Annotated in this window: 21 protein-coding genes; 7 read left to right on the top strand and 14 right to left on the bottom strand. The window is 69.6% G+C overall.

Annotated features, from left to right (window positions below):
- Nucleotides 1–97: 97 nt before the first annotated feature.
- A complete protein-coding gene (locus AC1RU4_RS18150; RefSeq protein ID WP_492892515.1) occupies nucleotides 98–580 on the bottom strand; it encodes an SRPBCC family protein in 483 nt (160 codons plus the stop codon).
- Complete coding sequence (locus AC1RU4_RS18145) at nucleotides 577–921, bottom strand: ArsR/SmtB family transcription factor (RefSeq protein WP_492892514.1); 345 nt, start codon at nucleotides 919–921, stop codon at nucleotides 577–579. The genes AC1RU4_RS18150 and AC1RU4_RS18145 overlap by 4 nt, the downstream gene beginning before the upstream one ends.
- Nucleotides 922–1,151: 230 nt before the next feature.
- Here AC1RU4_RS18145 and mbfA point away from each other — a divergent pair, with 230 nt between their 5' ends.
- Nucleotides 1,152–2,129, top strand: coding sequence for an iron exporter MbfA (gene mbfA / locus AC1RU4_RS18140; RefSeq protein WP_492892513.1), 978 nt, complete (start codon nucleotides 1,152–1,154; stop codon nucleotides 2,127–2,129).
- 47 nt (nucleotides 2,130–2,176) lie between these two features.
- Here the strand turns inward: mbfA and AC1RU4_RS18135 are convergent, their stop codons facing one another.
- The 3 genes from AC1RU4_RS18135 to AC1RU4_RS18125 all read right to left on the bottom strand — a co-directional run bounded on the left by AC1RU4_RS18135 (nucleotide 2,177) and on the right by AC1RU4_RS18125 (nucleotide 4,062).
- Nucleotides 2,177–2,308 (bottom strand): hypothetical protein, encoded by a 132-nt coding sequence (locus tag AC1RU4_RS18135; protein ID WP_492892512.1) that lies wholly within the window; start codon nucleotides 2,306–2,308, stop codon nucleotides 2,177–2,179.
- Nucleotides 2,309–2,386: 78 nt separating this feature from the next.
- A complete protein-coding gene (locus tag AC1RU4_RS18130) occupies nucleotides 2,387–2,566 on the bottom strand; it encodes a DUF1328 domain-containing protein (protein ID WP_492892511.1) in 180 nt (59 codons plus the stop codon).
- Between the two features lie 116 nt (nucleotides 2,567–2,682).
- Nucleotides 2,683–4,062 (bottom strand): MFS transporter, encoded by a 1,380-nt coding sequence (locus AC1RU4_RS18125; protein ID WP_492892510.1) that lies wholly within the window; start codon nucleotides 4,060–4,062, stop codon nucleotides 2,683–2,685.
- Nucleotides 4,063–4,198: 136 nt separating this feature from the next.
- On the opposite strand from AC1RU4_RS18125, the gene AC1RU4_RS18120 reads away from it, so the two are divergent.
- A complete protein-coding gene (locus tag AC1RU4_RS18120) occupies nucleotides 4,199–5,107 on the top strand; it encodes an aldose 1-epimerase family protein (protein ID WP_492892509.1) in 909 nt (302 codons plus the stop codon).
- A gap of 9 nt (nucleotides 5,108–5,116) precedes the next feature.
- On the opposite strand, the gene AC1RU4_RS18115 is transcribed toward AC1RU4_RS18120, so the two are convergent.
- Genes AC1RU4_RS18115 through otsB form a run of 4 tightly spaced genes read right to left on the bottom strand, consistent with a single transcriptional unit; the run spans nucleotide 5,117 to nucleotide 10,170 of the window.
- Nucleotides 5,117–6,166 (bottom strand): GGDEF domain-containing protein, encoded by a 1,050-nt coding sequence (locus tag AC1RU4_RS18115; RefSeq protein WP_492892508.1) that lies wholly within the window; start codon nucleotides 6,164–6,166, stop codon nucleotides 5,117–5,119.
- Nucleotides 6,167–6,206: 40 nt separating this feature from the next.
- Nucleotides 6,207–7,637 carry an alpha,alpha-trehalose-phosphate synthase (UDP-forming) gene (locus AC1RU4_RS18110; protein WP_492892565.1) on the bottom strand — a complete coding sequence of 477 codons (1,431 nt, stop codon included), beginning with the start codon at nucleotides 7,635–7,637 and terminating at the stop codon, nucleotides 6,207–6,209.
- Entirely contained in the window at nucleotides 7,622–9,418 is a 1,797-nt protein-coding gene (locus AC1RU4_RS18105; RefSeq protein WP_492892507.1) for a glycoside hydrolase family 15 protein, read from the bottom strand. Before AC1RU4_RS18105 ends, AC1RU4_RS18110 begins: the two co-directional genes overlap by 16 nt.
- Entirely contained in the window at nucleotides 9,415–10,170 is a 756-nt protein-coding gene (otsB, locus tag AC1RU4_RS18100) for a trehalose-phosphatase (protein WP_492892506.1), read from the bottom strand. Before otsB ends, AC1RU4_RS18105 begins: the two co-directional genes overlap by 4 nt.
- Before the next feature lie 345 nt (nucleotides 10,171–10,515).
- On the opposite strand from otsB, the gene ettA reads away from it, so the two are divergent.
- Together ettA and tam are read left to right on the top strand one after the other, a co-directional pair.
- Nucleotides 10,516–12,171: an energy-dependent translational throttle protein EttA gene (ettA, locus tag AC1RU4_RS18095; protein ID WP_492892505.1), complete on the top strand. Its 1,656-nt coding sequence runs from the start codon at nucleotides 10,516–10,518 to the stop codon at nucleotides 12,169–12,171.
- A 196-nt stretch (nucleotides 12,172–12,367) separates the two neighbouring features.
- Nucleotides 12,368–13,144 carry a trans-aconitate 2-methyltransferase gene (gene tam, locus AC1RU4_RS18090; RefSeq protein WP_492892504.1) on the top strand — a complete coding sequence of 259 codons (777 nt, stop codon included), beginning with the start codon at nucleotides 12,368–12,370 and terminating at the stop codon, nucleotides 13,142–13,144.
- A gap of 36 nt (nucleotides 13,145–13,180) precedes the next feature.
- Here the strand turns inward: tam and AC1RU4_RS18085 are convergent, their stop codons facing one another.
- The 3 genes from AC1RU4_RS18085 to AC1RU4_RS18075 all read right to left on the bottom strand — a co-directional run bounded on the left by AC1RU4_RS18085 (nucleotide 13,181) and on the right by AC1RU4_RS18075 (nucleotide 14,398).
- Nucleotides 13,181–13,504 (bottom strand): type II toxin-antitoxin system RelE/ParE family toxin, encoded by a 324-nt coding sequence (locus AC1RU4_RS18085; protein WP_492892503.1) that lies wholly within the window; start codon nucleotides 13,502–13,504, stop codon nucleotides 13,181–13,183.
- Nucleotides 13,501–13,764, bottom strand: a complete 264-nt coding sequence (locus AC1RU4_RS18080; RefSeq protein ID WP_492892502.1) for a type II toxin-antitoxin system ParD family antitoxin — start codon at nucleotides 13,762–13,764, stop codon at nucleotides 13,501–13,503. The genes AC1RU4_RS18085 and AC1RU4_RS18080 overlap by 4 nt, the downstream gene beginning before the upstream one ends.
- A gap of 154 nt (nucleotides 13,765–13,918) precedes the next feature.
- The gene (locus AC1RU4_RS18075) at nucleotides 13,919–14,398 is read right to left on the bottom strand and encodes a VOC family protein (protein ID WP_492892501.1); all 480 of its coding nucleotides are present in this window, start codon (nucleotides 14,396–14,398) and stop codon (nucleotides 13,919–13,921) included.
- A gap of 155 nt (nucleotides 14,399–14,553) precedes the next feature.
- Between AC1RU4_RS18075 and AC1RU4_RS18070 the strand changes: the two genes are divergently transcribed.
- The gene (locus AC1RU4_RS18070) at nucleotides 14,554–15,780 is read left to right on the top strand and encodes a lytic murein transglycosylase (RefSeq protein ID WP_492892500.1); all 1,227 of its coding nucleotides are present in this window, start codon (nucleotides 14,554–14,556) and stop codon (nucleotides 15,778–15,780) included.
- A gap of 7 nt (nucleotides 15,781–15,787) precedes the next feature.
- Here the strand turns inward: AC1RU4_RS18070 and blaOXA are convergent, their stop codons facing one another.
- Both blaOXA and prmB read right to left on the bottom strand, forming a co-directional pair.
- Complete coding sequence (gene blaOXA / locus AC1RU4_RS18065; protein ID WP_492892564.1) at nucleotides 15,788–16,609, bottom strand: class D beta-lactamase; 822 nt, start codon at nucleotides 16,607–16,609, stop codon at nucleotides 15,788–15,790.
- A gap of 32 nt (nucleotides 16,610–16,641) precedes the next feature.
- Nucleotides 16,642–17,550 carry a 50S ribosomal protein L3 N(5)-glutamine methyltransferase gene (gene prmB / locus AC1RU4_RS18060; protein ID WP_492892499.1) on the bottom strand — a complete coding sequence of 303 codons (909 nt, stop codon included), beginning with the start codon at nucleotides 17,548–17,550 and terminating at the stop codon, nucleotides 16,642–16,644.
- A 146-nt stretch (nucleotides 17,551–17,696) separates the two neighbouring features.
- Between prmB and AC1RU4_RS18055 the strand changes: the two genes are divergently transcribed.
- Both AC1RU4_RS18055 and AC1RU4_RS18050 read left to right on the top strand, forming a co-directional pair.
- On the top strand, nucleotides 17,697–18,008 hold the full coding sequence (locus tag AC1RU4_RS18055) for a hypothetical protein (protein WP_492892498.1): 312 nt from the start codon (nucleotides 17,697–17,699) through the stop codon (nucleotides 18,006–18,008).
- 47 nt (nucleotides 18,009–18,055) lie between these two features.
- Nucleotides 18,056–18,721, top strand: coding sequence for an O-methyltransferase (locus AC1RU4_RS18050; RefSeq protein ID WP_492892497.1), 666 nt, complete (start codon nucleotides 18,056–18,058; stop codon nucleotides 18,719–18,721).
- Nucleotides 18,722–18,791: the final 70 nt, after the last annotated feature.

Below are 18,791 nucleotides of genomic sequence, written 5' to 3'. Positions count from 1 at the left end.
GCGCCGCCCCCGACGCATCGTCCCGCCGGCCTGCCCGGCAGGGGGGAACCGAAGGAGGCGGGGCCGTGCCGCCTCGCCGGTCCCGGTTGGCGGGGCGTCAGAGCGTCCTGGCCAGCGCCACCAGCTGGTCGAGGGCGGTGGCCCAGCCCTGGTGGAAGCCCATCTCTTCATGCTGCTTCTTTCCCGCCGCGTCCTTGTGGACGGCGCGGGCGATATAGAGCGTGCCGGTGGCCGTCGGAGCGATGGAGACCGACGCGGTCATGAATCCGGTGGCGAGCGGACGATAGCCGGGGCCGAGCGCGTCGGTGAACACCAGCAGCGTCTGCGGTACCACGGCCAGCACGCAGCCGGTGCTGTCGTGCTCCTCGCCCGCCGGGCCGCGCATCACCGTGCGGAACTTGCCGCCGGGGTGCAGGTCCAGCTCGCATTCCGTGGTCCTCCACGGCGCCGGGGTGAACCACTGCTTCAGCAGTTCCGGCTCCGTCCAGGCGCGCCAGACCAGATGCGGCGGCACATCCACCTCGCGCTTCAGCTCCAGGTCGAGCTCCGGGTCGAACACGGTCGTCGGCAGAAGGGTCATGATGGTTCCTCGCGGTTGTTGAGTTGCAGGAGCAGCCCGTCCAACTGGTCGAGCCGCCGGGTCCAGAGCGTGCGCTGGCTGTCCAGCCATGTGCCGGCGGCGGTCAGCGGCTCCGTCCGCAGGCTGCAGGTGCGCACCCGCCCCACCTTGCGCGTGGCGACGAGCCCGCTGTCCTCCAGCACTTTCAGATGCTGGAGGAAGCTCGGCAGCGCCATCGCGAACGGCCGGGCCAGGTCGCTGACCGAGGCCGGCCCGCGTCCCAGCGTCTCCAGCACGGCACGCCGGGTCGGATCGGAAAGGGCGCGGAACGTGCCGTCGAGGGCCGCGGGCGTGGCAGTCATGGTCTTCCCTGGGATCAGCGAAATACTTAGGTAGATACCTAAGTGATGAATGGCGGGAAGTCCAGCCCTGGATTCATGCGCGATACGGGAGATCACGACGGACGGCGACTCCGCCCTGCCGCCCCGCGGCAGGCGGCGAGGCCGGTCATGCGCCGGCCTGTTGCAGTCCCGCGGATCCTACGCTATTCCTGCGTTATTCAATGTTTAGAATAATTCTAATAAGGTGAGCCATGTTCTCCTCCTTCGCCAATCGCCGCCGCTTTTCCGATCTGTCGGAGGCGGAAGTGCTCGCGCTGGCGATCTCCTCGGAGGAGGATGACGGGCGCATCTACGCCACCTATGCCGAGAAGCTGCGCCACGATTATCCCGACACCGCCGCCACGTTCGACGCCCTGGCCGGCGAGGAGGACGTGCATCGCGGCCGCCTGATCGAGATGTTCCAGTCCCGTTTCGGCAAGGTCATCCCGCTGATCCGCCGGGAACATGTAGCCGGCTATTATTCACGCCGGCCGGTCTGGCTGGTGGAGAATCTCGGCATCGAGCGCATCCGCCAGGAGGCCGCCCGCATGGAGGACGACGCGGCGGATTTCTACACCAGCGCCGCGCAGGCGAGCACCGATCCGGCCACCCGCAAGCTGCTCGGCGACCTCGCCATGGAGGAGCGCCGGCATTACGACCTCGCCGAGCACATGGAGGCGAGCCACAGGACGAGCGACGCCCGCGCCGAGGAGGACGACCGCGCCCGCCGGCAATTCGTGCTCACCTGGGTGCAGCCGGGCCTTGCCGGGCTGATGGACGGCTCGGTCTCGACGTTGGCGCCGATCTTCGCCACCGCCTTCGCCACCCAGAATTCGACCACCACGCTGCTGGTCGGCCTCGCCGCCGCCATCGGCGCCGGCATCTCCATGGGCTTCACCGAGGCGGCGCATGATGACGGCGTGATTTCCGGGCGCGGCTCACCGCTCAAGCGCGGCCTCGCCTCGGGGGTGATGACCGCCATCGGCGGCCTCGGCCACGCGCTGCCCTATCTGATCCCGGATTTCTGGACCGCGACCGCCATCGCGGTGGGCGTGGTGTTCGTCGAGCTCTGGGCCATCGCCTGGATCCAGAACCGCTTCATGGAAACGCCGTTCTGGCGGGCGGTGGTGCAGGTGGTGGTCGGCGGCGCGCTGGTGCTCGCCGCCGGCATCCTCATCGGCGGCAGTTAGGCCCTCTCCGGCCGGACGGATTCATCCGGCCGGCAAGGTCGCAGGGTTCACTCGCCCGGAATCCGGTGGTTGGCCCGGCGCACCGCGCGGGTCGAGACCTCGACATAGGCGAGGGTGCCGGCGAAGCCGGAAAACACGGTCAGCGTCAAAGCGAGGAACAGGATGGTCTCGAGGGGCATGGCGTCCTCCATCTCCTTGTGATGGAGCAAGGCTAGCCCCGCATCGCCGCGGTTTCCTTGCGCTGCGTCAATCGTGCCTCAAGGTACCGTCATCGCGTTGTCGACCACCACGGCAAGCCCGACCAGCAGCAGGAAGCCGAGGAAGAACAGGCCGAACAGCACCAAGGCGATCCGCTGCGCCAGCGTCGAGATGCCGGTGAGCCCGACGCCGCCGGCGAGCAGCGATATCACCAGGAAGATCACGGCGTATTTCAGCATCGGAATCCTTCCCACCCCCGCCGGGTACAAGCCCGCCGCACGCAAGGCGTCCGGCTGCAAGGTTTCAAGCGCAAAGCCCGCCGGGAGGTAACCCCGCGCCGGCGCGGAGGTTCCGTTCACGCGCCGTCCGATCGCCCGTCCTGCGCCGCCAGCACCGGATCGTCCGCCACGGCCGGGGAGGGCGCCGCCAGCTCCTCCTCGCCCGTGTCCTCGGCATCGCCCGCATGCACACCCGTGCCATGTGCACCCGTGCCCTGCGTCGCCATCTCCGCCCGCGCGGCGGCCGGCGCCTCCGGCGTCGGCACCATGCCGGTCGGCGAGCAGGCGACCGTCTCGCTGGTCTTGGCGGCGAGCGGCGTCTCCGGCCGCCAGGCGATGCGCCACTGCACGAAGAGCAGCAGCAGCAGGTGGCTGGCGGCGGTGAAGAAGAACAGCGCCCCCGGCCCGTAATGCATCATCCCGACCGAGGCGAGCGAGGGGCCGACCACCGAGCCGACGCCATAGGCGAGCAGCAGCCCCGCCGCCGTCTCCACCGCCTCGGCCGGCGGCGTGCGGTCATAGGCATGGGCGGCGGCCAGCGAATAGGCCGGCAGGGCGAGCGCCCCGTAGAGCAGCCCGAGGCCGCTGAGGCCGATCAGCCCGAGCGGCATCGCCCCCAGCACGATGCCGGCCACCATGGCGCCGGCGAGGATCCAGGCGAGGATGCGCCGCCGGTCCATGCGGTCGGACAGGAAGCCGACCGGCCATTGCGCCACGGCGCCCGCCACCACCACGGCGCTCATGAAGGTCGCGGCGCCGTCGGCGGTGAGCCCGCGCCCGATGCCGAAGATCGGCCCGAGCGACCACAGCGAGCCGTTGGTCAGCCCGACCACGAAGCAGCCGACCACCCCCACCGGCGCGGCGCGCATCAGCCGGATCGGGCGGATGCGCGCGGTCTCGATCGGTGCCGGCTGGCCGGCGCTGGTCATCGCCACCGGCAGCGTCGCCAGCGAGAACAGGATGGCGCCGATGACGAACAATTCGAAGCCGCGGACGGGATGCAGCGTGATCATCATCTGGCCGGCGGTGAGCGCCGCATAGTCGACGATGACATAGGCGCTCATCACGAAGCCGCGGGTCTGGTTGGTGGCGCGGTCGTTCAGCCAGCTCTCGATGACGAGATACAGCCCGGCGAAGCAGAAGCCGGTGACGGCGCGCAGCACGAACCACACCACCGGGTCGATCCACAGCGGATGCGCCAGCATCGCCGCCACCGCGCCGGAGGTCAGCGCCGCGAAGGCGCGGATATGGCCGGAGCGGCGCACGAGGCGCGGCACGATCAGGCAGCCGGCGACGAAGCCGAGATAATAGCTGGAGCCGAGCAGGCCGAGCGTGACGGCGCTGAAGCCCTCGAAGGCGCCGCGCAGCGGCAGCAGCGTGTTCTGCAGGCCGCTTCCCGTCACCAGGAAGAACACGCCGAGCAGCAACGCGGCGACGGGGCCGAGGGTCTTGGCCATAACGGTTCCGGTCAGAAGGAGCGAGGAAAGCGGCGGGACCCTGATTCCGCGCCGGGAATCGAGGTAAGCTCGATCTTGGGCGAAGTCGAGACCGAGACAAGTAGGATACGGGAGCGAGCATGATATGGGGGCACGCATGAACGGCGCCGCAGCCACGGAAAACCAGCCGGTCGCCATCGCCTCCGCGCATCTCTCCGCGGACATCGCGCCCCTGGGTGCCGAGCTGGTGCGTCTGCGCGACGCGCAGGGCCGCGATCTGCTCTGGCACGGCGACGCCGCCTTCTGGGCCGGCCGGGCGCCGCTGCTGTTCCCCATCGTCGGGCGGCTGCCCGGCGACGAGCTGGTGCACGAGGGCCGGAGCTACCGGATGCTCCAGCACGGCATCGCCCGCCGCCGCGTCTTCGCGCTGGTCGAGCGCGGCCCGTCCTCCGTCACCTTTGCCCTCGACGCCGATGACGAGACCCGCGCGCAATACCCGTTCGACTTCACCCTGCGCGTGACCTACGCGCTGGACGACGCCACGCTCGCCATCACCGCCACCGTCGGCAATCCCGGCGCGGCGCCGCTGCCGGCGAGCTTCGGCTTCCATCCGGCCTTCCTGTGGCCGCTGCCCTATGGCGGGACGCGCGCCGGGCACCGGCTGGTGTTCGAGAAGGCCGAGGTGGCGCCGATCCACCGGCCGGTCGGCGGCCTGCTCTCGGCCGCCGCCGAGCCGAGCCCGCTCGTGCATGGCGACGTGCTGGAGCCGACCGACGCGATGTTCGAGCGCGACGCGCTGATCTTCACCGAGCCGCGCTCGCATCATGTGCGCTTCGGCGTGCCGGGCGAGCCGGGGCTGGAGGTGGCGTTCCCCTCCATGCCGCAGCTCGGCATCTGGTCGAAGCCGGGCGCGCCGTTCCTGTGCATCGAGCCGTGGTACGGCTATGCGAGCCCGGAAGGCGCGGCCGGCGAGTTCGCCGACAAGCCGGGCCTCGCCCATATCCCGCCCGGCGGCGCGCAGGACTTCGCCATGGCGGTGCGCTGGCTGCCGGATGTCGGGCGCTGAGGCGTCGGCTCAGCCGATGCCGGTGAGAGGCGCGGCGTCGGCCGCCTCGCCTCCGGGATGGCAGACGACGCGGTCGCGCCCGCCGCGCTTGGCGGCGTAGAGCGCCAGGTCGGCGGCGGCGAGCACCGCGCTGGCGTCGAGGTTGCCGCCGGCCTGCGCGGCGACGCCGATGCTCACCGTCACCCAGCCGGCGTCCGGCCGGGCGAGGCGGGCGGCGGCCAGGCTGCGGCGCACCCGCTCGGCGATGGCGGCCGCTCCGGCGAGGTCGGCCCCCGGCAGGATGAGCACGAATTCCTCGCCGCCATAGCGCGCCAGCGTGTCGTCGCCCCGCAGCGGCACGTCGGCCAGTGCCGCCGCCACCCGCCGCAGCGTCTCGTCGCCGGCCTGGTGCCCCAGCGTGTCGTTCAGCGCCTTGAAATGGTCGATGTCGACCAGCAGCGCCGCGAGCGGCTCATTGGTGCGCGAGCAGCGCTTCTGCGCCCGTGCGAGCGCCTCGTCGAAGCCCCGCCGGTTGGTCAGCCCGGTCAGCGCGTCGACCCGCGACTGGTGCGCGAGCTCCTCATTGTGCCGCCACAGCTCGATCTCGTCGATGGCGATCGCCGCCAGCGTCTGCAGCGCCGCGAAGTCGAAATCGTCCTCCGCCTCGCCGGCCTCGCGGCGCATGATGCACAGCGAGCCCACCGAGAGGTCCGGCGCCACCACCAGCGGCACGCCGGCATAGAAGCGCAGCGGGATCAGCGGCACGGTCGGGTGGCCGTCGAAGCGCGGATCGGATTTCAGGTCCGGCGAGATCAGCGGCTCGCCGGTGGCGATGATGTGCTGGCAGACCGAGAGCCGGCGTTCGATGGATTTGCCGATCTGCGCCGACGTCACCGACTTCATCCACTGGTAGTTGTCGTCGACGAAGCTCAGGAAGGCGACGTCCGCCGCGTAGATGTGCTGGGCGAGCCAGGTCAGCCGGTCGAAGCGCTCGTCGGACGGCGTGTCCATGATGTTGCAGGCCCGCAAGGCGGCAAGCCTGTCGTCCTCGTTCGCCGGGTTGGGCGGAGCCTGCCACATGTGGTCCCCGATAATGTGCGTTGATGGAGGCGCCGGCCCGTCAGTTCCAGCCGGCCGACCTGTTGACCGGGGCAGGCTCCGCCGAGCCGCCATAGACGTCAATAACCGACGACAGGTCGGCGATGAAGCTCTCGCTCCAATGGTGGATGGTGTTGCGCGTCACCTTGTCCATGTTGGCGCGCCAGCGCTCCTTGCGCTCGTCGAGCGGCATGGAGAGCGCCATGTCCAGCAGATCGGCCATGCCTTCGACGTCGTAGGGATTGACCATCACCGCGCCGGACAATTCGTCGGCGGCGCCGGCGAAGCGCGAGAGCATCAGCACGCCGGGATCCTCCGGGTCCTGCGCCGCCACATATTCCTTGGCGACGAGATTCATGCCGTCGCGCAGCGGCGTCACCAGCCCCAGCCGTGCCGTGCGGTAGATCGCCGCCAGCGTCGCCCGCTGGAACGGCCGGTTGAGATAGCGCAGCGGCACCCAGTCGAATTCGGCATATTCGCCGTTGATCGCGCCGGCCAGCTCCTCCAGCTCGCGCCGCAGCGCCCGGTATTCCGCCACCTCGCCGCGGCTCACCGGGGCGATCTGCATCATGGTGACGGTGGAGCGCCGTTCCGGGTGGCTCTTGAGAAGCTCCCCGAACGCACTGAACTTGTTCGGCAATCCCTTGGAATAGTCCAGCCGGTCGACGCCGACGGCGAGCGTCCGCCCGGCGAGGCTGGCCTTCAGCCGCTCCTCCTCCTCGCTGCCGGCGGCGGCCCTGGCATCCTTCACGAAGGCGTCGGCATCGATGCCGATCGGGTAGGCCGCGACCTTGAAGCGCCGGTCGCGCAGCCCCACCACGCCGCCGGGCGCGATCCAGCCGCGCGCCTCGCTCGACACATAGGTGAGCAGCGCCCGCACGTCGTGCTCGGTCTGCAGCCCCACCAGGTCATATTGCGACAGGTCGCGCACCAGCGCCGCATGCGAGGGCAGCGACAGGAACACTTCCGGCGTCGGCCAGGGGATGTGGTGGAAATAGCCGATCCGCCCCTCGAAGCCGAGGGCGCGCAATTCGCTCGCCAGCGGGATGAAATGATAATCGTGCACCCACACGATGTCGTCGGGCCGCAGCAGCGGCATCAGCGCCCGCGCGAAGGTGGCGTTCACCCGCCGGTAGCCCAGCCAGTCGGTGCGGCGGAAGCTCAGGGAACCGAGCCGGTAATGGCACAGCGGCCACAGGGAGCCGTTGGCGTAGCCGGCGTAATGCGCGCGCTGCTCTTCGGGATCGAGGGTCTGCAGCGCGTAGGTCACGCGCCCGGAGCGGAACACTTTCGGCGCGGCCGGCGGGTTGACCTGCGTCTCCCCGCTCCAGCCGAACCACAGGCCGCCGCGCTTGGAGAGCGCCTCGCGAAGCGCGACCGCGAGGCCCCCGGCCTTCGCCCCGCGCTCCTTGGGCGAAGCCACCCGGTTTGAAACGATTACGAGCCGCGCCAGAACGCTTCCTCCCATGTCTTCGACAGGCGCATCGCCGTGTCGATCAGCCCCACCATCGAATAGGTCTGCGGAATGTTGCCCCACAGCTCCAGCGTCTGGTTGTCGATGTCCTCGGAGAGCAGCCCGGCCTCGTTGCGCCGGTCCAGCAGGCTCTGGAACAGCTCGCGCGCCTCGTCGCGGCGCCCGATCATGTCGAGCGCGCTCACATACCAGAACGAGCAGATGGTGAAGGACGTCTCCGGCAGGCCGAAATCGTCCTCGCCGGCATAGCGCATCAGGTAGCCGTTGCGCTGCAGGTCGCGGCCCACCCGCTCCACCGTGGCGACGAAGCGCGGATCGTCCGGCCGCACGAAGCCGAGATCGGCGAGCAGCAGCAGGCTGGCGTCGATCTGGCCGTCGACATCGGCGTCGACGAAGCTGTTCATCTTCTCGTTCCAGGCGAAGGAGAGGATGCGGGTGCGGATCGTGGTGGCCTGTTCCTTCCAGTAGGCGGCGCGGTCCGGCAGGTCGAGCACGCGGGCGATGCGCGCGAGCCGGGCGCAGGCCGCCCAGCTCATCACCGCCGAGAAGGTGTGCACCCGCCGCTTCCCGCGCAGTTCCCACAGCCCGGCATCCGGCTCGAAGGCGAATTCCGCCGCCCGCGCGCCGACGCCTTCCAACAGCTCGAACAGCGCCCGGTCGCCGCGGTTCGGCAGCCGGTGGTCGAAGAACATCTGCGCGCTGGCCAGCACGACATGGCCGTAGCCGTCATTCTGCACCTGCTCGGCCGCCTGGTTGCCGACCCGCACCGGCCCCATGCCGCGAAAGCCGGGCAGGGCGGGAGCGAAGCGCTCCTCCAGCGGCGTGCCGGGCACGATGGAATAGACCGGCGCGAGGCGTCCCGACGGGTCGGAGGCGATCACCGTGGTGAGGTAGCGGATGAAGTCTTCCATCGTCCGCGTGGCGCCGAGCTGGTTCAGCGCCCGCACGGTGAAATAGCTGTCGCGCAGCCAGCAATGGCGGTAGTCCCAGTTGCGGATCGAGTGCGGCGCCTCGGGGATCGAGGTGGTCAGCGCCGCGACGATGCCGCCGGTCTCCTCATAGGCGCACAGCTTCAGCGAGATGGCGGCGCGGATCACCGCGTCCTGCCATTCGAAGGGAACGGAGAGGTAGCGCACCCATTCCCACCAATAGTCGCTCGTCTTCTCCTCGAAGCTGCGCGCGGTCTCGGTGAGGCTGGCGGCGAAGGGCTCGTCCGGGCCGAGCACGATGGTGGCCGCCTTGCCGAGCACGAAGGGGCGCTCCTCGGCGATATAGACGATCGGCAGGTCGGTGGTGGCGCGCACCGCGAAATCGTCGCCGGCGAAGCGCATGTGGTTGGAGCCGCGCACCGGCTTCGGCCGCTGTTCGCCCCAGTTGAAATGCGGGCGCAGGCGGATGGTGATGCGGCAGGTGCCGCTGAGCGGCTCGATGCGCCGCACCAGCGTCGCCGGGCGGTAGATGCGGTCATGGAGCTTGAAGCGCGGTGCGAAGTCGGTGATGCGCAGCTTCGCCCCGTCGGCATTCTCCAGCACCGTCTCGATGATGGCGGTGTTCTCGCGGTAGCGCCGCGTCGCCTTGACCTGCCCGTCGAGCAGCACGTCGAAGAAGCCGCCTTCCGGTTCCTCGCCGCCCAGCAGGGCGGAGAACAGCGGGTCGCCGTCGATGCGCGGCCAGCAGCACCAGGCGATGCGCCCGCGCGCATCGACCAGCGCGGCGATGGTGCCGTTGCCGATGGCGGCGAGGTTGAGGTTCCGGCTCATCGGGCGGTCTCCCCCGGCAGGGTTTCTTCAGTGGCGAGCGCGGCGAGCCAGGCGCGCACGTCCGCCGGCCCGTCCAGCCGGATATCCGCCGCGTCGGTGGGGCGGGGGCCGACCGCGACCGCAAGGCCGCCGGCGGCGCGCACGGCGCGGAAGCCGTCCTCGTCGGTCACGTCGTCGCCGACGAATACCGGCAGCCTGCCGATGAAGGGGGGCGTTTGCAGGAAGCGCGTCACCGCCGTGCCCTTGGTGAGGCCAGACTGGCGGATCTCGATCACGAAGCGCCCGCTCAGCAGCTCGATGTCCGGCCCGAGCGCGGCGGCGATCGCCCGGCACCTGAGGTCCACCGCGTCGGCGAATTGCGGCACCGCGCGGTAATGGACGGCGAGGGAGAGCGGCTTGTGTTCGAGGAACACGCCCGGCCAGGCCTTCAGCGCCTCGTCGAGCTGCTCTTCCAGCCGCCGGCGCCAGAGGGGGATCGCCAGCGGTATCGCCTGTCCCAGCGGCCCGAGCCGCAGTTCCGAGCCGTGCTGGCCGGCGGCGGCGAGCCGGGCCGGCGCCAGGCGGCGGTCCATCCACTCGATCGTGCGGCCGGAGACCAGCGCCACCGCGCCGCCGAGCGCCCGCTGCAGCCGCGTCAGCAGTTCCGGCAGGTCCTCGGGGATGGTGACCCCTTCGGGATGGTCGGCATGCTCGATCAGCGTGCCGTCAATGTCGAGGAAGAGGGCCCAATCCGACCGGGGCGTGGGGTGCATGCCGTTTCCTGATACCGTCTCAATCAATCGTCTACGGGTATAGCCGCCGGATCGCGGTGCGGGGAGGTAGTCGGATGATGCAGATCCCCATCCATGCCTCCCCGGCGTCCGGCAGCCCGGGTTAACGCCGAAGCGCCGACGGCGTTCCGTTACCGCGGAAAAAATCCGTCCCCAAACCGCCGGCGGCGCGAAATCCTCTCGCCGGCGGCGCGGGATCGTCCCGCCGGGGCGGGAAGGGATGCGCCCGGCCTTGCCGCTGGCCGGCGCGAAGGCTACATAGCGGCCAACCTTTCAAACACGCTTCGACCCGTTCGGCAGACGGCGCGTTCGCGCAGGATTCGGCACATGGCTTCCTATCAGTACGTCTACCACATGCACGGCATGACCAAGGCCTATCCGGGCGGCAAGAAGGTGCTCGACAACGTGCACCTGTCCTTCTACCCGACTGCCAAGATCGGCATCCTCGGCCCCAACGGCTCGGGCAAGTCGACGCTGCTCAAGATCATGGCCGGCATCGACAAGGATTTCTCCGGCGAAGCCTGGGTGGCGGAAGGCGCGCGCGTCGGCTACCTGCCGCAGGAGCCGCTGCTCGACCCGGCCCTGTCGGTGCGCGGCAACGTGATGCTGGGCGTCGCCAAGCAGCAGGCGATCCTCGAGCGCTACAACGAGCTCGCCATGAACTATTCCGACGAGACCGCGGACGAGATGACCGCGCTCCAGGACGAGATCGAGGCGCAGGGCCTGTGGGACCTCGACAGCAAGGTCGACCAGGCGATGGACGCGCTCGGCTGCCCGGAGGAGGGCTCGGACGTCGCCAGGCTCTCGGGCGGCGAGCGCCGCCGCGTCGCGCTGTGCCAGCTGCTGCTCTCGCAGCCCGAGCTGCTGCTGCTCGACGAGCCGACCAACCATCTCGACGCCGAGACCACCAACTGGCTGGAAGGCCATTTACGGGCCTATCCGGGCGCGATCCTGATCGTCACCCATGACCGCTACTTCCTCGACAACGTGACCGGCTGGATCCTGGAGCTCGATCGCGGCCGCGGCATCCCCTACGAGGGCAACTATTCCTCCTGGCTCGGCCAGAAGACCAAGCGCATGCAGCAGGAGAACCGCGAGGACGAGGCCCGCCAGCGCGCGCTCGCCTCCGAGCAGGAATGGATGGCCGCTTCCCCCAAGGCGCGCCAGGCCAAGAACAAGGCGCGCATCCAGCGCTATGACGAGCTGGTGAAGAAGGCGTCGGAGAAGGCGCCGACCACCGCGCAGATCGTCATTCCGGTATCGGAGCGCCTCGGCAACAACGTCATCGAGTTCAACGGCCTCACCAAGTCGTTCGGCGACCGGCTGCTGATCGACAACCTGTCCTTCAAGCTGCCGCCCGGCGGCATCGTCGGCGTCATCGGCCCGAACGGCGCCGGCAAGACCACGCTGTTCCGCATGATCACCGGGCTGGAGAAGCCCGATGCCGGCACCATCACCATCGGCGACAGCGTCCAGCTCGGCTATGTCGACCAGAATCGCGACGCGCTGAACGACAAGAAGACGGTGTGGGAGGAAATCTCCGGCGGCAACGAGATCCTCTATCTCGGCAAGCGGGAGATCAATTCGCGCGCCTATTGCGGCGCCTTCAACTTCAAGGGCGGCGACCAGCAGAAGAAGGTCGGCATGCTCTCGGGCGGCGAGCGCAACCGCGTGCATCTCGCCCGGATTTTGCAGCAAGGGGCGAATGTGCTCCTCCTCGACGAGCCGACCAACGATCTCGACGTCGAGACGCTGCGGGCGCTGGAAGAGGCGCTGGAGGATTTCGCCGGCTGCGCGGTCATCATCTCGCATGACCGCTTCTTCCTCGACCGCATCGCCACCCACATCCTCGCCTATGAGGATGACAGCCATGTCGAATGGTTCGAGGGCAATTTCCACGATTACGAGGAAGACAAGAAGCGTCGCCTCGGCGTCGACAGCATCATCCCGCACCGGATGAAGCACAAGAAGCTCACCCGCTGAGGCGGGGCCGGGGCGGCATCCCGCGCCCGTCGCATCGAGCCCGCAGAACCGGCGTGGGAAAGCCCGCGCCGGTTTTTTCATGCCGTGACCGGCGCCGACAAAGGAAGAATCCTCTCCTCGTTTCGGCGTAGAGCCGCTTGGCACCGCGGCTGCCCTCCGTCATGTTCCGCCGCGACACCAGCAAGGCGACGATCCCATGCGCAGCACGACCGAGGACTGGAACCCGAACCTCTACCTGACCTTCGCCGACGAGCGCACCCGCCCGTCGCGCGACCTGCTGGCGCAGGTTCCGCTCGCGGCTCCCGGCCGCGTCGTCGATGTCGGCTGCGGGCCGGGCAATTCGACCGAGCTGCTCGCGCAGCGCTGGCCGCAGGCCGAGGTGATCGGCATAGACAGCTCGCCCGCCATGGTGAAGCAGGCGAACGAACACCTGCCTTCCGCCCATTTCAAAGTCGCCGACGTGGCGACATGGCAGCCGGATCCCGGCACCGGGCTCGTCTTCGGCAATGCGGTGTTCCAGTGGGTGCCGGACCATCCCGCGGTGCTGGCCCGCCTGCTCGGCGCGCTGCCCGAGGGTGGCGTGCTCGCGGTGCAGATGCCGGACAACGTCGCCGAGCCCTCGCATGTGCTGATGGCCGAGACCGCCGCGAACGGCCGGTGGGCCGGCAAGCTCGGCACTGCCGGGCGCGGCGAGCTGCCCTCCGTCTCCGCCTATTACGACCTGTTGAGGCCCGTCGCCCGCCGGGTCGAGATCTGGCACACGCACTACAACCACGCGCTGGACGGCGCTTCGTCCATCGTCGACTGGTTCAGGTCGACGGCGCTGCGCCCCTATCTCGCCCCGCTGGACGAGGCCGAGCGCGACGCCTTCCTCGCCGACTACACGGCCCGCATCGCCGCCGCCTATCCCGCGCAGGTCGACGGCAAGGTGCTGCTGCGCTTCCCGCGGCTGTTCATCGTCGCGGTGCGGTAGGGGCGGGCGGTGCGCGATATCGGTCGTGGCGGTCGATCAGGCCGGATCGGCCGGCCGCTCCGGCGGGGTGGGAAACAGCAATTCCTCGTAGTTCATCGCGCCGTTGAGGATGTGGATGATCTCGACCGTATCGGCCGCGATACGGAAGAAGATCAGGTAGTTGCCGTGAACGCAGCGGCGAACGCCGGCCTTCTCGAAGGGCGGCACCAGCGGATAGGACATCGGCGCCTGCGCCAGGCGTTCGGTGTGGGCGCGCAGCTCCTGCACGAAGGAGAGCGCCCGGCGTGGATTGTCGGCGGCGATATGGTCGCCGATCCGCTCCAGCGCCGTCTCGGCCTGCGCCGTGAACACGAGGATCATCCCTCGCGGGCTTTCGCCATCGCCTCATATTTTGCTTCGAGCCGGTCGAACAGCCGGTCGGCCGGCGTGACCCGGCCCGCTTCGGCGTCACGTATGCCGCGTGCAAGCGCCTCTTCCAGCGTTGCGAGCCGCACTTCGCGCTCCTGGATCAGCCGCACGCCCTCGCGCAGCACCTCGCTCTTGGAGTGATAGCGCCCGGTGGCGACCAGCGCGTTCACGTAGCTTTCCAGCTGCTTGCCGAGATCGGCGCTGATCGGCATGGCCTGCTCCTCTTAAATCCTCGTCAGGATGGGCCAATAACTATTATCAAGTCAATGCCGCTCGCGGCACTCCAGCCGGCGCCGATTTTAGTCCCAAGGGGCGGTCGGGGCGGTCTCGCCGAACCCCGGCAGGCGCTCCGCCGGCAGGCACCCCTCATCCCTCCAGCGCCCGCTTCAGCGTCGCGATGTCGACCTTGCTCATGCCCATCATCGCCTGCATGGCCCGGCCCGCCGCCGCCGGGTCGGCGTCCTTCAGGCCGTCCAGCACGTCGATGCAGTTGACCTGCCAGGACAGGCCGAAGCGGTCCTTCAGCCAGCCGCAGGGCTGGTAGGAGCCGCCGTCGCCCAGCCGGTCCCAGTAATAGTCGATCTCTTCCTGCGTCTTGCAGTCGATCAGGAACGAGACCGCCTCGCTCAGCTGGAACATCGGCCCGCCATTGATGGCGCCGAAGGACTGGCCCTCAAGCTCGAAGGTCACCACCATGACGCTGCCCGCCGGCCCCGGCCCGGCCTCGCTGTAGCGCGAGATCGCGGTGATGCGCGAATCCTCGAAGATCGAGACATAGTGGTTCGCCGCGTCCTCGGCCTGGCTGTCGAACCAGAGATAGGGGGTGATCTTGCTGCGCAATGCCATGGCGTCCTCCTGTGGCCTTTCGCATGCGTATCCTCGCATGCCGCGTCCATTATCGCCGCATAGGCACCTGCCGTTGCGGTAGCGGAGGGCGCGGCTGCCGCGTCCGGTTCACAGCCCGGCGCGATTCCAGTATGTCAGGAAGCATGAGAGCTTCGATGACAGCCCCGCTGCGCCGCGGCCTGGCCGCCCTCGCCCTGCTGGTGTGGGCCGGCGCTCCGGCGCTGGCCGATGCCGGCTTCGACCGCTGGCTGGCGGCGCAATGGCCGGCGGCGCAGGCCATGGGCATCTCCCGCGCGACCTTCGAGCGCGAGACCCGAGGGCTGGAGCCCGACTATTCGCTCCCCGAGCTCGCCATCCCCGGCAAGCCGCAGAAGCCCGGCGTGCAGGCCGAGTTCGTGCAGACCCCCGCCGCCTATCTCTCCGATGCCGCCATCGGCCGCTCGGCGGCGCAGGGCCGCACCCTGGCGCGCAAATATCAGTCCGAGCTCGCGTCCATCGAGCGGCGCTTCGGCGTGCCGCCGGCGATCCTGCTCGCCATCTGGGCGCGCGAGACCTCCTATGGCGGCGCCCGGCTCAATTACGATGCGCTGCGCGTCGTGGCGACGCAGGCCTATCTCGGCCGCCGCAAGGACGAGTTCCGCGACGAATTCCTCGCCGCCCTGAAGATCCTCGACGAAGGTCACGTCGCCCGCGCGCAGATGAAGTCCTCCTGGGCCGGTGCCATGGGCCTCACCCAGTTCATGCCCACCGGCTATCTCGCCTATGGCGTCGATCTCGACGGCGACGGCACCGCCAATATCTGGACCTCGGTGCCGGAAGCGCTGGCCGCCACCGCCAGCCTGCTCAAGGAGAAGGGCTGGCAGCCCGGCCGCCGCTGGGCCTATGAGGTCGCGCTGCCCGCCGGCTTCGACTGCACGCAGGCCGAGCCGGACGTGACCGCCTCCATCGGCGACTGGCTGAAGCGCGGCGTCAAGGTCGCCGACGGGCGCCGGGTGCCGCCGGCGGCGATGAAGGACCCCGCCTCGCTCATCATGCCGGCGGGGCCCCATGGCCCGGCCTTCATGACGCCGGCCAATTACTTCGTGCTGAAGAGCTACAATTTCGCCGACCTCTACGTGCTCTATGTCGGCCATCTCGCCGACCGCATCGAGGACGACCGTCCCTTCGCGCGCGGCTGGTCGGACATCGCGCTGGTGAAGACCCGCGACCTCGAATTCATGCAGAACGTGCTGACCCGCGAGGGCTTCTACGCCGAGAAGATCGACGGCAAGGCCGGCATGAAGACCCGTGCCGCGCTCGGCGCCTACCAGAAGGCCAACGGCCTGGCGCTGGACTGCTGGCCGGATGCGCAGGTGCTGGAGCACATGAAGCGCGGCGGGTGAGGGGGGATCACCTCGCGGTGTCGAGCAGCCCCGGCAGTTCCCGCAGCATGGCGTCGCGGGCGCGAAAGCTGGTCGGCGTCGCCTCCGGCTTCTCGTCCTGGTCCAGCCGCGCGAACACGATGGTGCGCTTGCCCTTCAGCGCCCAGCCGACGAACCAGCCATAGGGCTTGCCGCGCACGATCTCTCCCCCGGCGTCGCGGGCCATGCCCATGCCGGTCTTGCCGTGGATCTCCCAGCCGTTCCACGTCGTGGCGACGCGGGTGATCTCGCCGGTCACCGCCACCGCGCGGGCGGAGACCGGCAGTTCGCCGCGCAGCATCCGGCCGAGGAAGCCGAGCTGTTCCAGCGGCGAGATGGCGAGCGAGGAGGAGAGCCACGCATCGGTCAGGCCGTTATCCTTGCCGGCGTCGCCGGAGACGTCCCTGTTGCCGTAGCCGAACGCCTCGACATAGTGGCCGAACCGCTCCGCCCCGAGCTTCAGGGTGATCTGCTGCGAGTACCAGACCACCGATTCCTTCATCCAGTAGGTCGGGTCGGTCTCGGTCTTCCACTGCTCGCGCCAGTCGGCATAGCCGGGGCGGAACGGCCAGCTCGGCTGGCGCGCGTCCTTGAGGATGCCGGCATCGAAGCCCATCAGCGCGATGGCGATCTTGAAGGTCGAGGCCGGCGTCACCCGGCCGGCGCAGCCCGTCCCGTCCTGCTTCAGCACCGCGCCGGTCGCGGCGTCGGCGAGCGCCGTGCACAGCGTCGCGGCGCCGGCGGGAGCGGCCGCCGGCAGGTACCCTGCCAGCAGGCCGGCCAGCGCGGCGAGGCGGATCAGGCGTGTCATCTTCCGGTCGCCGGTCATCATGCGGGTCTCTGTCAGTTTCCGGCGAAATCGCCCGTCGACAGCCAGAAGACCTCGCCTTCGCTGTCCTCGCTGTCGAGCCACAGGAACGGCAGCTCGGGATACTCGGCCTCGAGGATTTCCTTGCCGGTGCCGATCTCGCAGATCATGCCGCCGGTCCTGGTGAGGAATTTCGGCGCCGCCTTCAGGATGCGCCGCACGATGTCGAGCCCGTCCGGCCCGCCATCGAAGGCCAGCAGCGGCTCGTGGCGGTATTCCGCCGGCAGCGCCGCCACCGCCTCTTCGTCCACATAGGGCGGGTTGGTGATGATGAGGTCGTAGCGCCGGCCCTTCAGCGGGCCGAACAGGTCGCCCAGGTGCAGATGCACCCGCCTGCCCATGCCGTGCGCGGCGACATTCTCCGCCGCCAGCGACAGCGCCTCGGGAGACAGGTCGACCGCGTCGACCTGCGCGTTCTCGAACACCATCGCCGCGAGGATGGCGAGGCAGCCCGAGCCGGTGCAGAGATCGAGCACCCGGCCCACCGCCTCGGGCTCGGGCACCAGCGCGAAGCCGTCGCCGCCGAACAGGCCGCCGGCGACGAACTCGCCGATATAGGAGCGCGGCACGATCGCCCGCTCGTCGCTCTTGAAGGGCACGCCGCGAATATAGGTGCGGCCCATCAGATAGGCGGCCGGCTTGCGGGTGGCGCAGCGCAGGTCGATCAGCCGGGCGAGCCGGGTGCGCTCGCCGCTGGTCAGCCGCGCGTCGAGCCAGGGGTCCAGCTCGTCCACCGGCAGGTGCAGCGCTTCGAGAATGATGAAGGCCGCCTCGTCCAGCGCCGTGGTGGTGCCATGGCCGTAGCAGAGGCCGGCATCGTTGAAGCGGCTGATGGCATAGCGCAGAAAGTCGCGCACCGTGTGGAGATCGGTTTCCGCCGTCACGGGATTCTCCTGTGATCCGCTCCGAACAACGTGCGCCAAGCAGCACGGCCCTCGCACGAAAGCAAGTTCTCGGCGATAAGCGAGTGGCGCGGCGGGCGCGAAAATGAGATGTCTCGGGACAGAACGCAGCGCGCGGGGAGCATGCCATGGCCGCCAAGCCGTCCAACAGCCCGACCGACAAGCCGTCCGACGAGATCGTCCTGCATATCGACCGGTCGGTGGCGGTGGTGCTGTTCGAGTTCCTGTCCCGCACCGTCGACGACGGCGACGGCGAGGCGCTAGCCGAGTTCGTCGAGGACGAGGCGGAGATCCCGGCGCTGTGGGCGCTGCTGGCCGGGCTGGAAAGCGTGCTCACCGAGCCGATGGCCTTCGACTACGAGCGGAAGGTGCTCGCCGCCCGCGAGGCGGTGATCAAGCGCTTCGGCGGCGCCTTTTCCGACAAGGGCGACGATGAATGAACGAGGCGCCGGAATGAACGAGGCGTTGGAGTGAGCGAGGCGCCGGAGTGAGCGAGACGGTGTGGTCCGCGGTCGACGACTGGATCGTCGAGCGGCTGCTGCCGCCCGATCCGGTGCTGGATGCCGCGCTGGCGGCCAGCGAGGCGGCCAGGCTGCCGGCGATCAACGTGGCGCCCAATCAGGGCAAGCTGCTGATGCTGCTGGCCATGCTGCGCGGCGCCCGCCGCATCCTGGAGATCGGCACGCTCGGCGGCTATTCGGCGATCTGGCTCGCCCGCGCGCTGCCGGCCGACGGCCGCCTCGTCACGCTGGAGGCGAGCGCCGCCCATGCCGCGGTGGCCGGCGCCAACATCGCCCGCGCCGGTCTTGCCGATCGGGTGGCGATTCGCGTCGGCGCCGCGCGCGACACGCTGGCGGCGATGATCGCCGAGGGCGAGGCGCCGTTCGACCTCGTCTTCATCGATGCCGACAAGCCGAGCAACCCCGCCTATCTCGAGGCCGCGCTGGCGCTGTCGCGTCCCGGCACGCTGATCGTCGCCGACAATGTGGTGCGCGCCGGCCGGCTCGCCGATCCCGCGCCGGCCGGCGACGCCGTTCTCGGCATTCGCCGCTTCATGGAGATGGTCGCCGCCGAGCCCCGCCTGGTCGCCACCGCGCTGCAGACCGTCGGCTCCAAGGGCTATGACGGCTTCGCCATCGCGCTGGTGGTGTGAGCGTCCCGCGAGGGACCGGCCGGCATCCCGGCGCAACCGGGCCGGCGCTCACGCGGCCGATCGCGCGGAA

Source organism: Ancylobacter sp. GW821-FHT10E12, from assembly GCF_058809335.1.
Note: the sequence above shows the minus strand (reverse complement) of the source record. Positions and strands in the feature narration are given on the sequence as shown.

Excerpts from the sequence above, each read along its gene's own strand:
- AC1RU4_RS18150 (WP_492892515.1), bottom strand. The coding sequence starts at position 580 with ATGACCCTTCTGCCGACGACCGTGTTCGACCCGGAGCTCGACCTGGAG.
- AC1RU4_RS18145 (WP_492892514.1), bottom strand. The coding sequence starts at position 921 with ATGACTGCCACGCCCGCGGCCCTCGACGGCACGTTCCGCGCCCTTTCC.
- mbfA (WP_492892513.1), top strand. The coding sequence starts at position 1,152 with ATGTTCTCCTCCTTCGCCAATCGCCGCCGCTTTTCCGATCTGTCGGAG.
- AC1RU4_RS18135 (WP_492892512.1), bottom strand. The coding sequence starts at position 2,308 with ATGCCCCTCGAGACCATCCTGTTCCTCGCTTTGACGCTGACCGTGTTT.
- AC1RU4_RS18130 (WP_492892511.1), bottom strand. The coding sequence starts at position 2,566 with ATGCTGAAATACGCCGTGATCTTCCTGGTGATATCGCTGCTCGCCGGC.
- AC1RU4_RS18125 (WP_492892510.1), bottom strand. The coding sequence starts at position 4,062 with ATGGCCAAGACCCTCGGCCCCGTCGCCGCGTTGCTGCTCGGCGTGTTC.
- AC1RU4_RS18120 (WP_492892509.1), top strand. The coding sequence starts at position 4,199 with ATGAACGGCGCCGCAGCCACGGAAAACCAGCCGGTCGCCATCGCCTCC.
- AC1RU4_RS18115 (WP_492892508.1), bottom strand. The coding sequence starts at position 6,166 with ATGTGGCAGGCTCCGCCCAACCCGGCGAACGAGGACGACAGGCTTGCC.
- AC1RU4_RS18105 (WP_492892507.1), bottom strand. The coding sequence starts at position 9,418 with ATGAGCCGGAACCTCAACCTCGCCGCCATCGGCAACGGCACCATCGCC.
- otsB (WP_492892506.1), bottom strand. The coding sequence starts at position 10,170 with ATGCACCCCACGCCCCGGTCGGATTGGGCCCTCTTCCTCGACATTGAC.
- ettA (WP_492892505.1), top strand. The coding sequence starts at position 10,516 with ATGGCTTCCTATCAGTACGTCTACCACATGCACGGCATGACCAAGGCC.
- tam (WP_492892504.1), top strand. The coding sequence starts at position 12,368 with ATGCGCAGCACGACCGAGGACTGGAACCCGAACCTCTACCTGACCTTC.
- AC1RU4_RS18085 (WP_492892503.1), bottom strand. The coding sequence starts at position 13,504 with ATGATCCTCGTGTTCACGGCGCAGGCCGAGACGGCGCTGGAGCGGATC.
- AC1RU4_RS18080 (WP_492892502.1), bottom strand. The coding sequence starts at position 13,764 with ATGCCGATCAGCGCCGATCTCGGCAAGCAGCTGGAAAGCTACGTGAAC.
- AC1RU4_RS18075 (WP_492892501.1), bottom strand. The coding sequence starts at position 14,398 with ATGGCATTGCGCAGCAAGATCACCCCCTATCTCTGGTTCGACAGCCAG.
- AC1RU4_RS18070 (WP_492892500.1), top strand. The coding sequence starts at position 14,554 with ATGACAGCCCCGCTGCGCCGCGGCCTGGCCGCCCTCGCCCTGCTGGTG.
- blaOXA (WP_492892564.1), bottom strand. The coding sequence starts at position 16,609 with ATGACACGCCTGATCCGCCTCGCCGCGCTGGCCGGCCTGCTGGCAGGG.
- AC1RU4_RS18055 (WP_492892498.1), top strand. The coding sequence starts at position 17,697 with ATGGCCGCCAAGCCGTCCAACAGCCCGACCGACAAGCCGTCCGACGAG.